This window comes from Caballeronia sp. SL1002 (assembly GCF_057814995.1).
The window spans coordinates 2,074,035-2,086,554 of sequence record NZ_JBYMUW010000002.1 but is presented as its reverse complement, the minus strand read 5'-3'; the positions used below and the strand labels follow the sequence as shown (position 1 = coordinate 2,086,554).

Here is a 12,520-nt window from a genome sequence, read left to right as displayed (position 1 = left end):
TTAGAACAGGAAGTAACGTTGCGCCATCGGCAGGACGGTTGCCGGGTCGCAGGTGAGCAACTGGCCGTCGGCCACCACCTGATACGTTTCCGGATCGACGGTGATGGACGGCTGCCACGCGTTGTGGATCATGTCGGCCTTCGAGATGTTGCGGCAGTTCTTCACGGCCACGACGTTTTTCTTCAGGCCATAACGCTCGGCCACGCGCGCTTCGACCGCCATCTGCGAAACGAAGGTGAGGGACGTCTTGCCGAGCGCGCCGCCGCGGGTCGCGAACATTTCGCGGTAATGCACCGGCTGCGGTGTGGGAATGGACGCGTTCGGATCGCCCATCTGCGCGACGGCGATCATGCCTCCCTTCACGATCATCGCGGGCTTCACGCCGAAGAACGCCGGTTCCCAGAACACGAGATCGGCCCACTTGCCCGGCTCGATCGAACCGACTTCATGCGCGATGCCGTGCGTGATCGCGGGGTTGATCGTGTACTTCGCGACGTAGCGTTTCGCGCGGAAGTTGTCGTGGCGCGCGGTGTCCTCGGGCAGCGTGCCGCGCTGCACTTTCATCTTGTGCGCCGTCTGCCACGTTCGGATGATGACCTCGCCGACACGGCCCATCGCCTGCGAATCCGACGACAGCATGGACAGCGCGCCGAGGTCGTGCAGGATGTCTTCGGCGGCGATCGTCTCGCGGCGAATGCGCGATTCCGCGAACGCGATGTCTTCCGCGATCGACGGGTCCAGATGGTGGCAGACCATCAGCATGTCGAGGTGTTCGTCGAGCGTGTTGATGGTGTACGGGCGCGTCGGATTCGTCGATGAAGGCAGCACGTTCGATTCGCCGCATACCTTGATGATGTCCGGCGCATGGCCGCCGCCCGCGCCTTCGGTGTGATACGTGTGGATCGTGCGGCCCTTGAACGCGGCGACCGTCGCTTCGACGAAGCCCGATTCGTTCAGCGTGTCCGTGTGAATGGCGACTTGCGTGTCGGTATCGTCGGCGACCGACAGGCAGTTGTCGATGGCGGCGGGCGTCGTGCCCCAGTCCTCGTGCAGCTTGAGGCCGATCGCGCCGGCCTTCACCTGTTCGATCAGCGGCGCGGGCAGGCTCGCGTTGCCCTTGCCGAGAAAGCCCAGGTTGACCGGCCAGCCGTCCGCCGCTTGCAACATGCGCTCCATGTGCCACGGACCCGGCGTGCAGGTGGTCGCATTCGTGCCGGTCGCCGGACCCGTGCCGCCGCCGAGCATGGTGGTCACGCCGCTCGCGAGCGCTTCGTCGATTTGCTGCGGGCTGATGAAGTGGATGTGCGAATCCACGCCGCCCGCCGTCACGATCATCCCTTCGCCCGCGATCACTTCGGTGGCCGCGCCAATGGCGATGGTCACGCCCGGCTGGATATCCGGATTGCCGGCCTTGCCGATCGCGAAAATGCGGCCGCCCTTGATGCCGATATCGGCCTTGACGATGCCCCAGTGATCGAGGATCAGCGCGTTCGTCACGACGGTATCGACCACGTCGTCGGCGACGCGCTGCGACTGGCCCATGCCGTCGCGGATCACTTTGCCGCCGCCGAATTTCACTTCTTCGCCGTAGGTGGTGAAGTCGCGTTCGACTTCGATCACGAGCTCGGTGTCGGCGAGGCGCACCCGGTCGCCGGTGGTCGGGCCGAACATTTCCGCGTAGGCGCGGCGGCCGATGCGTAGCGTCATTTCGATGATCCTGTTTTTATGCTGGAGTGGAACTCGGACTTGGGCTGGTTCAAAGCGGGCCCATCACGAGGCCGTTGAAGCCGTAGACCGCGCGGTCGCCCGCGAGCGCGACGAGTTCGACGGTGCGTTCCTGGCCGGGCTCGAAGCGCACGGCGGTGCCGGCGGCGATGTTCAGGCGAAAGCCGCGGGCCTTGTCGCGATCGAACGCGAGCGCCGTGTTGGTTTCGAAAAAGTGGTAGTGCGAGCCGACCTGCACGGGGCGGTCGCCGGTATTCGATACGACGACCGAGACGGTTTCGCGGCCAGCGTTCAGCTCGTGCTCGCCATCGTCGATCAGATATTCGCCGGGGATCATGCGCGGCACCTCGTCAGGGGAATCAGGGAATCGGATGATGAACGGTCACGAGTTTGGTGCCGTCGGGGAAGGTTGCCTCGATCTGAATATCGGGGATCATTTCCGGGACGCCTTCCATCACGTCGTCGCGGGTGAGGAGCGTCGTGCCGTAGTGCATCACTTCGGCGACGGTCTTGCCGTCGCGGGCGGCTTCCATCAGCGCAGCGGAGATGAACGCGATCGCTTCCGGATAGTTCAGCTTCAGGCCGCGGGCGCGGCGGCGCTCCGCCAGCAGGGCTGCTGTGAAGATCAGCAGTTTGTCTTTTTCTCTTGGAGTTAGCTTCATTGGTGGGTTGTCGCTTCGCTTGGGGTTTTGGGTTTTCGGTTTTGCTGGCGCTCGTTGTTGCTTTGGTTACTTGGGCGCTTCTTGTGAACCTGTTTTCGTGTGCGTTTATTAGCGATGCCCCTGTCCGGGGCGGGACTCACTTTCTTTGCTGCTGCAAAGAAAGTAAGCAAAGAAAGCAGCTTATCTCTCTAAGTGTCCACCACACATAACCTCGCGGATAGGCTCGCAAGCTGACTCGGTTAGCGCACAGTTATTCGTCTTGGCACAGCGCCTGTCAGTTCCATCCTCGCTGCGCGAGGACGACGGGTGCATCTCAAACCTCGGTTTTCGTTTTGCCCTGCTGGCAGGCATTTATGCCTGCCGGGATGAATGAGCGGCTCCACTCTGTTCAGTGGTGCGATGCCACGGCTGTTCTATCGCACCACTCCCAAAAAAACGCCAGTGGTGGACACTTAGACGGATAAGCTGCTTTCTTTGGTTACTTTCTTTGCAGCAGCAAAGAAAGTGACTGCCGCCCCGCACAGGGGCGTGCTAATAAACCTACACGAAAGCAAGCTCCCAGAAAGCGCCCGAACATCAGACGGTTTACCTAGACCACCCTCAAGCCGCCCCACTGCGCCAAATCACCACGCTGCTTTCTTTGGTTACTTTCTTTGCAGCTAGCCAAAGAAAGTGACTGCTGCCCCGCACAGGGGCGTGCTAACGAACCTACACGAAAGCAAGTTCCCAGAAAACGCTAAGCTAACAGCAGCAAGCGCCAGCAAACAACCCCGTGCAAGCCTCCCGAAAGCAAGCCCCAAGCGCCAGCGTCAACCCTACACTTATTGAATAAACTTGCGCAATTCGATCGAGCTAGGCCGCTCGAAAATCTCCTCCGGCGTGCCGCTCTCCCAAACCCGCCCCTGGTGCATGAACACAACCTTATTGCTAACGCGCCGGGCAAAGCGCATCTCGTGCGTGACCATGATGAGCGTCATCCCATCGCGAGCAAGTCCCTCGACGACAGCAAGCACCTCACCCACAAGCTCGGGATCGAGCGCCGACGTAATCTCGTCGCAGAGAAGCACCGTCGGCTTCATCGCCAGCGCGCGCGCAATTGCAACACGTTGCTGCTGTCCGCCCGACAACTGCTCAGGATAGGCATCGAACTTGTCGCCGAGACCGACGCGCTCCAGCACCTGCTCCGCCGTCGCCCGCGCCTTCGCCTTGTGAACCTTCTTGACCACCGTCTGCGCAAGCATCACGTTTTGACCGGCGGTCAGATGCGGAAACAGGTTGTACTGCTGAAACACCATGCCCACCTTGAGCCGCAGCGCGCGCAAATCCGCATGCCGGGCGTCCATGTGCTCGCCGTCGATCTCGATCGAACCTTCGTCGATACTCTCCAGTCCGTTGAGCGTGCGCAGCAACGTGCTCTTGCCCGAGCCGCTGCGTCCGATGATCGCCACGACCTGACCCGGCTCGACCTGAAAGTCGATGCCCTTCAGTACCTGGTTCGAGCCGAACTGCTTCTTGAGATTGCGCGTTTCAACGAGCGGCATTCCATTTCCTTTGCAGCGTGCGCGCATAGCGCGTGAGCGGATAGCAGAGCACGAAGTAGATCACCGCGACGGTCCCGTACACCACGAAGGGCCGGAACGTCGCGTTGGAGATCATCGTGCCGGCTTTAGTGAGTTCGGTGAAGCCGATAATCGATACGAGCGCCGTGTCCTTCACGGCCTGCACGCCGAAGCCGACCGTCGGTCCGATGGCGATGCGCGCGGCTTGCGGCAGGATCACGTGGCGAAGCTGCTCGAAGTAATTCATCGCGAGGCTCGACGACGCTTCCCACTGTCCCTTAGGCACCGCTTCCACGCAGCCTCGCCAGATCTCGGCAAGATAGGCGCTCGTGAAAAGCGTAAGACCGACCGTCGCGGCGATCCACGGCGCGACCTCGATGCCGAGCAGCGGCAAGCCGAAGAACACCACGAAAAGCTGCATCAGGAGCGGCGTGCCCTGAAAAATCTCGATGTAGCCCTTCACGATGGTGCGCAATAACCGCGAGCCGGACACGCGCATGATCAACAGCGCGAACCCGACGATCCCGCCCGCGACGAACGAGACGATCGACAGCACCACGGTCCAGCGCGCGGCGAGCAGCAGGTTGGTGAGGATCTGCGAAAAGGTGAATTCGATCATCGCGCGGCTCGCAGGTTGCGCGCGAACAGGCGCTTGCCCGCTGCGTTGAGGAAGGCGCGCAGCACGATCGCCATCGCGAGGTAGGCGACGGTGATGAGGAAGTACGTCTCGAACGCGCGGAAGTTGCGCGACTGAATATAGCTCGCCGCATACGTCAGGTCGGGCACCGAGATTTGCGACACGACCGCCGAGCCGAGCATCGTAATGACGATCTGGCTCGTGAGCGCCGGGAACACCTTGGCAAGCGCTTGCGGCAACACGACATGGCGAAACGTTTCGCCGCGCGTCATCGCGAGCGATGCCGCCGCTTCGTGATGACCCTTCGGCACGGCCGCGATACCCGCCTTGACGATCTCGACCGAGTAAGCGCCGAGGTTGAGCGTCATCGCGAGAATCGCGGCGACGTATTCGTCGAGATGCACGCCGAGTGCGGGCAGCCCGAAGAACACGAAGAACAGTTGCACGATGAAGGGCGTGTTGCGGATCGCTTCCACGTAACCCGCGACGAGATTTCGCACCCACGCGTGGCGGCTGTCGCTACCCGCCGCGCCGGCCACGCCGAGCCCGAGGCCGAGCACGGTCGAGACGGCGGTTAAGGCGAGCGTCGTCGCCGCGCCGCTCGCGAACATGCCGGCGTACTGGCCGAGGTCGCCGAACTGGAGTTCATAGGCCATCGAATCGCCTTGAAAAGAAGGGTTAGAGGCCAGCCGGCAGCGGCGCGTTAAACCACTTCTTCGACATCGTTTCGAGCGTACCGTCCTTCTTTGCCTGCGCGATCGCGGTATCGACCTTGGCGAGCAGGCGCGGTTCGTTCTTGTTCATCCCGACGAAACACGGCGAATTCTTGATGACGAATTTCGGCTCCGGACGACGCGGCGGATTCTTCGAGAGAATCGCCGCCGCGACGATATTGCCCGCCGCGATCAGTTGCACCTGACCGGACAGGAACGCCTGGATGGTGGCGTTGTTGTCCTCGAAGCGCTTGATGGTCGCGTTCGGCGCCATTTGCGTCAGCGCGATTTCCTCGAGCGCCCCGCGCGTCGCGCCGACCGTTTTGCCGGTGAGATCGGCGGGGCCGGTCACTTTGATATCGGCGGGGCCGAACACGCCCTGAAAATACGGCGCATAAGCCGCCGAGAAATCGACGACCTTCTCGCGCTCGGGCGTTTTGCCAAGCGACGAGATGACGAGATCGACCTTGTTCGTGCTCAGGTAGGGAATGCGGTTCGCGCTGTTGACGGGCACGAGTTCGAGCTTCACGCCGAGCGATTTCGCGAGGACCGCGGCCATGTCGATGTCGTAGCCTTGCGGCTTCATGTCCGCGCCGACCGCACCGAAGGGCGGATAGTCTTCCGGCACCGCAACGCGGAGCGTGCCGCTTTTCGTGATGGTGTCGAGGGCATCGGCGTGGGCCGCGAGGGGCGCGAAAGCCGCGGCGGAGACGGCTAGGATGGCGGCGAGCCAGGCGCGGCGTTGCACGTTCATGGTGGTCCTTGGTTTGCTTTCGTACGCGCCCCGGGGTGCTCCCGGTGGTCGCTTGGTTTTTGTTTCGGGTTTCCCCATTCGGCAATCTCCTAAGCGAGAGTCATGCCATGCGGGTTTAGGCTTTTGTAATGGACCTTAGACGGACTCTGGTTTTCGTTTGCACGTGTTTGGTGCTCTATTTTGTGCCGTTTTGGTGCGCACGTGAGGTGGGTTGTGGTTTTCACCTACACGGGTTTGGTTTTGCTGGCGCTTTTGGTTTCTTTGCCTGTGCTCGCTGGGAACTTGCGTTCGTGTAGGTTTATTAGCACGCCGGTATGCGCGGCAGTAGGCACTTTCTTTGGCTAGCTGCAAAGAAAGCAGCACAGGGTTCGGCACCGTCGGGCGGCTTGAGATGAGTTACGCCGTCTGACGTTCGGGCGCTTTCTGGGAACTTGATTTCGTGTAGGTCTATTAGCACGCCGCTATGCGCGGCAGCAGTCACTTTCTTTGCTGCTGCAAAGAAAGTAACCAAAGAAAGCAGCTTATCCGCAGAAGTGTCCACCTCGAATAACCTTGCGGATAGGCACGCAAGCTGACTATGGCAACTCGCATTTGTTGGTATTGGCACAGCATCTGTCAGGTCCATCCTCGCTGCACTCGGACGACGGGCGCACCTACAACCAGCGCTCGGTTTGGTTTATTCGGTTATGCCGTTCCGGCAGGCATTTATGCCTGCCGGGATGAATGAGCGGCTCCACTCTGTTTGGTGGTGCGATGGCCCAATCAGCTTGCGCACCACTCCCGGTTACGGTTCGAGGTGGACACTTAGGCGGACTAGCTGCTTTCTTTGGTTACTTTCTTTGCAGCAGCAAAGAAAGTGACTGCTGCCGCGCATAGCGGCGTGCTAATAGACCTACACGAAAGCAAGTTCTCAGAAAGCGCAAGCAAACAAAAGCGACGGGCGCCAGCAAACCACCGAGCACAGGCAAACAAAAGCAAGGAGCGCGAGCAAACCACCAACCGTAGAAAAAAAATCGAAGCGCGCCAGCAAACCCAACCTCTCAAGTCGTCCAAAGCCGCAGAGGCCGCGCCTCAACCCCATGCACGACACCTCGCAACCGAGTCCAACACTCGGTCAGCGCAAGCTGCAACCTCTCCATGGAACCACTAGCGGCGCGCACAACAAGCACCCCCGGCGCGACGCACGAAGCCGCGCCGCGAAACGCGTGATCGAAGGGAAGGGTAGCGGTCAGCGACTCAGCAAGTGCATCGACGCAAGCGGGCGACACCGCCCACAACGTGCCATAGGCGGGAAACCCGCCAAGCCCCTGCGCGGCATCGCGCAAAGCATCGCCGGCATCGAGCAGATTGCGCTCGAACCACATCAAGCGCCCATCGGCGCCGACAATCCGCGAGACCGATTGAAGCCGCCCGTTCGCCCAGCGCTCGCCGGACGCCTGCCGCCCCAACTGCATCGCGTCCCAGCCGATCACGCTCGCGCCCGCCGCGACGCGCATCGTAAATTCGAGCTCCACATTCGATGCCTCGAACACGATGTTGTTCTGCGGCAGCCAGTCGAGCTTCGCCCCTTCGCCGACCCGTATGTCGATACGCTGCGTCGCGAGCTTGCCGTTGGACTTGTACCACTTGGTCGCGCCCGGCGTGGTGACGACACCATGCGTGCCGGCAGCGAGATCAAGGTCGATCGCCAGCCGGTCCCCGCCCGCGACGCCGCCCGGCGGATGCACGATGACAGCGTGGCAAATGCCTTCGCCCTCGGGATAGAGCGGGCGCTGCAAACGCAACGGCCCCACATGGCGACGATGCGTGAGCGCGGTGCGCGTGTTCTGCCGCGTGAAGCCGAGTTCGAGCCGGCCGTGCCATTCGGACGCGTCGGACGCGTCGGACTGCGGATGACGCGCAAGTGTTGCGTGAGGTTCGTGATGCATAGGCGAGGAGTCTTGAACAAGCCGTCATAGTACGGCCGGCGTCAGACTGCAATCAACTCCCGCACGCCGTGCTCTTCCATCTCCGTGCCCGCGCCGCCCGCGACGATCTCGCCGCGGCTCATCACCCAGTAACGGTCCGCGAGTTCGCGCGCGAAGTCGTAATACTGTTCGACGAGCAGCACCGTCATGCCCATTTCATCGACGAGCTGCCGCAAGGTCCGGCCGATATCCTGAATGATCGACGGCTGAATGCCTTCGGTCGGTTCGTCGAGAATCAGCAGTTGCGGCTCGCTCATCAGCGCGCGGCCAATGGCGAGTTGCTGCTGCTGGCCGCCGGAAAGATCGCCGCCGCGCCGGTTCTTCATGTCCTTCAGCACGGGGAAAAGTTCGTAGATCTTGTCCGGCACTTTCGAAGGCGCCTTGCGGCTCGCCGCGCCGACCATCAGATTTTCCTCTACCGTGAGCCGGCCGAAAATGTCGCGTCCCTGCGGCACGTAAGCGAGTCCGCTTGCGACGCGCTTATACGTCGGCATCGACGATATCTTCGTGCCGCGCCATTGGATCGTGCCGCTCTTGGTGGGCACGACACCCATCAAACAGCGCAGCAGCGTCGTCTTGCCGACGCCGTTGCGGCCGAGCAGCACGGTCAGCGTGCCATCGGGCACGGTCATTTTCACATCGCGAAGGATGTGGCTGCCGCCGTAGTACTGGTTGAGCGATTCGACTTCGAGCATTGCCTTTTCCCTTTCCTTTTCTTCGCGCCTAGCGCCCGAGATACGACTCGATCACCGCATCGTTACGCTTCACTTCATCGAGCGTGCCGTCCGCCAGCACGCTGCCTTCTGCCATCACCGTGACCTTGCCCGTCGCGCCGGAAAGCGCGGCGACGAACTCCATGTCGTGTTCGACCACCATCATCGAACACGTGCCGCGCAGCTTGTTCAGCAACTCGGCGAGTTCCATCGTTTCGTGGTCGGTCATGCCGGCGGCGGGTTCGTCGAGCAGCAAGAGCGCGGGCTGCTGCATCAGCAGCATGCCGATCTCGAGCCGCTGTTTCTGGCCGTGCGAAAGCTCGCCCGCGAGCCGCGTGGCGTCATGCTGAAGGCGGATCAGTTCGAGCGTTTCCTCGATACGTGCCTGCGATTCGCGATCGAGCCGCGCGCGCAGCGACGCGAACCAGCGCTTGTCGGTCTTCATCGCGAGTTCGAGGTTTTCCCACACGGGATGGTTCTCGAACACGGTCGGCTTCTGAAACTTGCGCCCGATGCCCGTTCGCGCGATCACCGGCTCCGACATGCGCGCGAGATCGAAGGTCTGGCCGAGAAAGACCTTGCCCGAATCGGGCCGCGTCTTGCCGGTGACGACGTCCATCATCGTGGTCTTGCCCGCGCCGTTCGGCCCGATCACACAGCGCAACTCGCCCACGTCGATCGAGAGCGTCAGCTTGTTCAGCGCGCGGAAACCGTCGAAGCTCACGGTGATATCTTCGAGATACAGGATCGTGCCATGCGACACGTCGATCTCGCCGGGCGCGAGCACATGGCCCAGCCCGGTGATGCCGTTCATGTTGCGCTCGGGCGTGTCGCTATCGGGCTGCTGCGGAATGGGCGGCAAATCGACGATCAATGCGTTGTGTGCGGTCATTGTGCGTGGCCTCCGGCTTTCTTCTTGCGCAGCGCCATGTCGATGAGACCCATGATGCCGTTGGGCAAAAGAAGGGGCACGAGCGTGAAGATCAGGCCGAGAAAGAAAAGCCAGTATTCAGGGAAATTGGCCGTGAAGAAACTCTTCGCACCGTTCACCGCAAACGCGCCGATGATCGGCCCGATCAGCGTGCCGCGTCCGCCGACGGCCACCCAGATCGCCATTTCGATGGAGTTGCCCGGCGACATTTCGCCAGGGTTGATGATGCCGACTTGCGGGACGTACAGCGCGCCCGCGATGCCGCAGAGCACGGCCGACACGGTCCAGATGAAGAGCTTGTACGAGAGCGGGCTGTAGCCTAAGAACATCAGCCGCGATTCGCCGTCGCGCACGCCGGTCACGACGCGCCCGAGCTTCGACGTGACGATCCAGCGCGCCGCGAGAAACGCGAGCACGAGCACCGCGAACGTGATGAGGAAGAGGGCCGTGCGCGTGCCCGGATGCGTGATCGGGAAGCCCGCGATGCGCTTGAAATCGGTGAAGCCGTTATTGCCGCCAAAGCCGGTCTCGTTGCGGTAGAACAGCAGCATCGCGGCGAACGTCATGGCCTGCGTGATGATCGAAAGGTACACGCCCTTCACGCGCGAACGGAACGTGAAGAAGCCGAACACCCACGCCAGAATGCCGGGCACGAGCACGACGAGCGCAAGCGCATACCAGAGATGCTCGGTGCCTTCCCAGTACCACGGCAGCTTGTGCCAGTCGAGGAACACCATGAAGTCCGGCAAGTCGCTTTGATAATTGCCCTCGCGTCCGATCGAGCGCATCAGGTACATGCCCATCGCGTAGCCGCCGAGCGCGAAGAAGAGCGCGTGGCCAAGGCTCAGGATGCCGCAATAGCCCCACACGAGATCGAGCGCGAGCGCGCCGATGGCGTAGCACATCAGCTTGCCGACGAGCGTCATGCCATAGGCCGACAGATGGAACACGCTCGTCTCCGGCATGACGAGGGTCGCGATCGGCACGCAGATTCCCATCGCGATGATGAGCGCGATCAGTGCGAGCCAGCCGTTGCGCGGCAGGAGCGACGCGCGCGGCGGCAGCCCGAGCGCGAAGCCTTCGCGGATCGCGCGTTCGTCGGGTTGCGGCTCGACGTCGAGATTCGCGGTGACGTTGGATGCGTTCATGTCAGGCCTCCGCGCTGCGGCCCTTCAAGGCGAACATGCCCTGAGGACGCTTCTGGATGAAGAGGACGATCAGCACCAGCACCGCGATCTTCGCGAGCACCGCGCCCCAGAACGGCTCCACCGCCTTGCTGATGAGCCCCAGCCCGAAGCCGCCGATCACCGTGCCCGCCAACTGCCCGACGCCGCCGAGCACGACCGCCATGAAGGAATCGATGATGTAGCTCTGGCCGAGATCCGGCCCGACGTTGCCGATCTGCGAAAGCGCACAGCCGCCGAGGCCCGCGATGCCCGCGCCGAACGCGAACGCATACGAATCCACGCGCGCGGTTTTCACGCCGACGCACGCGGCCATCCGGCGGTTCTGGGTAACCGCGCGTACGAACAGGCCGAGCCGCGTCTTCGTCAGCACGACCCACGCGAGCAGCACGACGACAATGGAAAAGCCGAGGATGGTGAGACGGTTGTACGGCAGGATCAGGTTCTGCATGACCGAGACGCCGCCGCTCATCCACGATGGGTTCGTCACCTGCACGTTCTGCGCGCCGAAAATCGTGCGGGTCGCCTGGATCAGGATCAGGCTCACGCCGAACGTGGTGAGGAGCGTTTCGAGCGGACGTCCGTAAAGATGCTTGAGCACGAGCCGTTCGAGCACGATGCCGACCACGGCCGCCGCCGCGAACGCGACCGGCACGGCGAGCAGCGGATACCAGTCGAACAGCGACGGCGCGTAGTGCTGCACGAGGTTCTGCACGACATATGTGGCATACGCGCCGATCATCAGGAATTCGCCGTGCGCCATGTTGATGACGCCGATCAGCCCGTAGGTGATCGCAAGCCCGAGCGCGGCGAGCAGCAGCACGCTCCCGAGCGACAGCCCGGCGAACAGCGTGCCCGCGATCAATCCGCGCTTCTGGATCGAATCGAGTTCTTCGATACCGGCTTGCGCCGCCGCGCGCACGCGCGCATCCGGCTCCGTGAACGTGCCGTCCGCGTTTTTAGCGACAATCGGGCGCAGCAATTCGTTCATGTCGAGGTCGTGTCGCGCGGCGACCAGCTGCACGGCATCGAGCCGCTTGGCGGGATCGGCGTCGTGCAGCGCGGTCATCGCCCAGAGGGTGTCGAGGCGCTTCTTGAGCGTGGCATCGGTTTCGCTCGCACGCGCACGGTCGATCAGCGGCTTCATCGACGGATCGGGATTCTTGAGCAACTGAGTGACGGCATCCTGGCGCTTGGCGATATCCGGCGAGGCGAGTTGCAGTCCCGACAGCGCGCCCGCGACTTTCGCGCGCAGCAGGTTGTTGAGCGTGACCGGCTGCGCATCCGGCGACGCGACGATCTTGCCGGTCAGCGGGTCCTTGTTGCCGTCGTCCGTCTGCACGTACACGTGGCCGTTGTCGGTCGCGACGAGCGAACTGTCGGCGAGCGCGGACAGCACGGCGACCGAAGGCGCATCGGCATTGGCGATGAGTTTGTCGATGGCGGCGGATTTGGCGTCGAAGTCGTCGGCGGCGAGCGGGGCGAGATCGTCGGCGGACAGCGCGGCGAACGCGGCAAGCGGCGAGGTGGCAATCAGCAGTGCCACGACGCCACGGCGGGCAAAGCGTAGGAGCGAACCGGTCATGGTGGCCTTTCAGTAAGACGGGGCGCGACGTGAAAACGCCGCGCCAGGTTGGCGCGGCGGCACGGCATGAAGCATTAAGCCGAAACGCGC

The 12,520-nt window shown here is 62.6% G+C and carries 12 protein-coding genes; all 12 read right to left on the bottom strand.

The window, feature by feature from the left end; translation table 11 throughout:
• A complete protein-coding gene (gene ureC, locus AC3D25_RS12155) occupies positions 1 to 1,707 on the bottom strand; it encodes an urease subunit alpha (RefSeq protein WP_488888633.1) in 1,707 nt (568 codons plus the stop codon).
• 49 nt (positions 1,708 to 1,756) lie between these two features.
• A complete protein-coding gene (locus tag AC3D25_RS12150) occupies positions 1,757 to 2,062 on the bottom strand; it encodes an urease subunit beta (RefSeq protein WP_488888632.1) in 306 nt (101 codons plus the stop codon).
• A gap of 22 nt (positions 2,063 to 2,084) precedes the next feature.
• Positions 2,085 to 2,387 (bottom strand): urease subunit gamma, encoded by a 303-nt coding sequence (gene ureA, locus AC3D25_RS12145; RefSeq protein WP_087632612.1) that lies wholly within the window; start codon positions 2,385 to 2,387, stop codon positions 2,085 to 2,087.
• Positions 2,388 to 3,208: 821 nt separating this feature from the next.
• Positions 3,209 to 3,928 carry an amino acid ABC transporter ATP-binding protein gene (locus AC3D25_RS12140; RefSeq protein ID WP_488888631.1) on the bottom strand — a complete coding sequence of 240 codons (720 nt, stop codon included), beginning with the start codon at positions 3,926 to 3,928 and terminating at the stop codon, positions 3,209 to 3,211.
• Positions 3,915 to 4,565 (bottom strand): amino acid ABC transporter permease, encoded by a 651-nt coding sequence (locus tag AC3D25_RS12135; RefSeq protein ID WP_488888630.1) that lies wholly within the window; start codon positions 4,563 to 4,565, stop codon positions 3,915 to 3,917. The genes AC3D25_RS12140 and AC3D25_RS12135 overlap by 14 nt, the downstream gene beginning before the upstream one ends.
• A complete protein-coding gene (locus AC3D25_RS12130; RefSeq protein ID WP_488888629.1) occupies positions 4,562 to 5,239 on the bottom strand; it encodes an amino acid ABC transporter permease in 678 nt (225 codons plus the stop codon). Before AC3D25_RS12130 ends, AC3D25_RS12135 begins: the two co-directional genes overlap by 4 nt.
• Before the next feature lie 22 nt (positions 5,240 to 5,261).
• On the bottom strand, positions 5,262 to 6,050 hold the full coding sequence (locus AC3D25_RS12125) for a transporter substrate-binding domain-containing protein (RefSeq protein WP_488888628.1): 789 nt from the start codon (positions 6,048 to 6,050) through the stop codon (positions 5,262 to 5,264).
• 1,040 nt (positions 6,051 to 7,090) lie between these two features.
• The gene (locus AC3D25_RS12120) at positions 7,091 to 7,978 is read right to left on the bottom strand and encodes an urease accessory protein UreD (protein ID WP_488888627.1); all 888 of its coding nucleotides are present in this window, start codon (positions 7,976 to 7,978) and stop codon (positions 7,091 to 7,093) included.
• 41 nt (positions 7,979 to 8,019) lie between these two features.
• Positions 8,020 to 8,712 carry an urea ABC transporter ATP-binding subunit UrtE gene (urtE, locus tag AC3D25_RS12115; protein ID WP_488888626.1) on the bottom strand — a complete coding sequence of 231 codons (693 nt, stop codon included), beginning with the start codon at positions 8,710 to 8,712 and terminating at the stop codon, positions 8,020 to 8,022.
• 28 nt (positions 8,713 to 8,740) lie between these two features.
• Positions 8,741 to 9,622: an urea ABC transporter ATP-binding protein UrtD gene (urtD, locus tag AC3D25_RS12110; protein WP_488888625.1), complete on the bottom strand. Its 882-nt coding sequence runs from the start codon at positions 9,620 to 9,622 to the stop codon at positions 8,741 to 8,743.
• Positions 9,619 to 10,809 (bottom strand): urea ABC transporter permease subunit UrtC, encoded by a 1,191-nt coding sequence (urtC, locus tag AC3D25_RS12105; protein WP_488888624.1) that lies wholly within the window; start codon positions 10,807 to 10,809, stop codon positions 9,619 to 9,621. Before urtC ends, urtD begins: the two co-directional genes overlap by 4 nt.
• A 1-nt stretch (position 10,810) precedes the next feature.
• On the bottom strand, positions 10,811 to 12,430 hold the full coding sequence (gene urtB, locus AC3D25_RS12100) for an urea ABC transporter permease subunit UrtB (RefSeq protein ID WP_488888623.1): 1,620 nt from the start codon (positions 12,428 to 12,430) through the stop codon (positions 10,811 to 10,813).
• Between the last annotated feature and the right edge of the window lie 90 nt (positions 12,431 to 12,520).

What these genes read in the sequence shown, in the direction of transcription:
- urtB (WP_488888623.1), bottom strand. Translation starts at nt 12,430, where the DNA reads ATGACCGGTTCGCTCCTACGCTTTGCCCGCCGTGGCGTCGTGGCACTG.
- ureC (WP_488888633.1), bottom strand. Translation starts at nt 1,707, where the DNA reads ATGACGCTACGCATCGGCCGCCGCGCCTACGCGGAAATGTTCGGCCCG.
- AC3D25_RS12125 (WP_488888628.1), bottom strand. Translation starts at nt 6,050, where the DNA reads ATGAACGTGCAACGCCGCGCCTGGCTCGCCGCCATCCTAGCCGTCTCC.
- ureA (WP_087632612.1), bottom strand. Translation starts at nt 2,387, where the DNA reads ATGAAGCTAACTCCAAGAGAAAAAGACAAACTGCTGATCTTCACAGCA.
- AC3D25_RS12140 (WP_488888631.1), bottom strand. Translation starts at nt 3,928, where the DNA reads ATGCCGCTCGTTGAAACGCGCAATCTCAAGAAGCAGTTCGGCTCGAAC.
- AC3D25_RS12130 (WP_488888629.1), bottom strand. Translation starts at nt 5,239, where the DNA reads ATGGCCTATGAACTCCAGTTCGGCGACCTCGGCCAGTACGCCGGCATG.
- urtD (WP_488888625.1), bottom strand. Translation starts at nt 9,622, where the DNA reads ATGACCGCACACAACGCATTGATCGTCGATTTGCCGCCCATTCCGCAG.
- urtE (WP_488888626.1), bottom strand. Translation starts at nt 8,712, where the DNA reads ATGCTCGAAGTCGAATCGCTCAACCAGTACTACGGCGGCAGCCACATC.
- AC3D25_RS12150 (WP_488888632.1), bottom strand. Translation starts at nt 2,062, where the DNA reads ATGATCCCCGGCGAATATCTGATCGACGATGGCGAGCACGAGCTGAAC.
- AC3D25_RS12135 (WP_488888630.1), bottom strand. Translation starts at nt 4,565, where the DNA reads ATGATCGAATTCACCTTTTCGCAGATCCTCACCAACCTGCTGCTCGCC.
- urtC (WP_488888624.1), bottom strand. Translation starts at nt 10,809, where the DNA reads ATGAACGCATCCAACGTCACCGCGAATCTCGACGTCGAGCCGCAACCC.
- AC3D25_RS12120 (WP_488888627.1), bottom strand. Translation starts at nt 7,978, where the DNA reads ATGCATCACGAACCTCACGCAACACTTGCGCGTCATCCGCAGTCCGAC.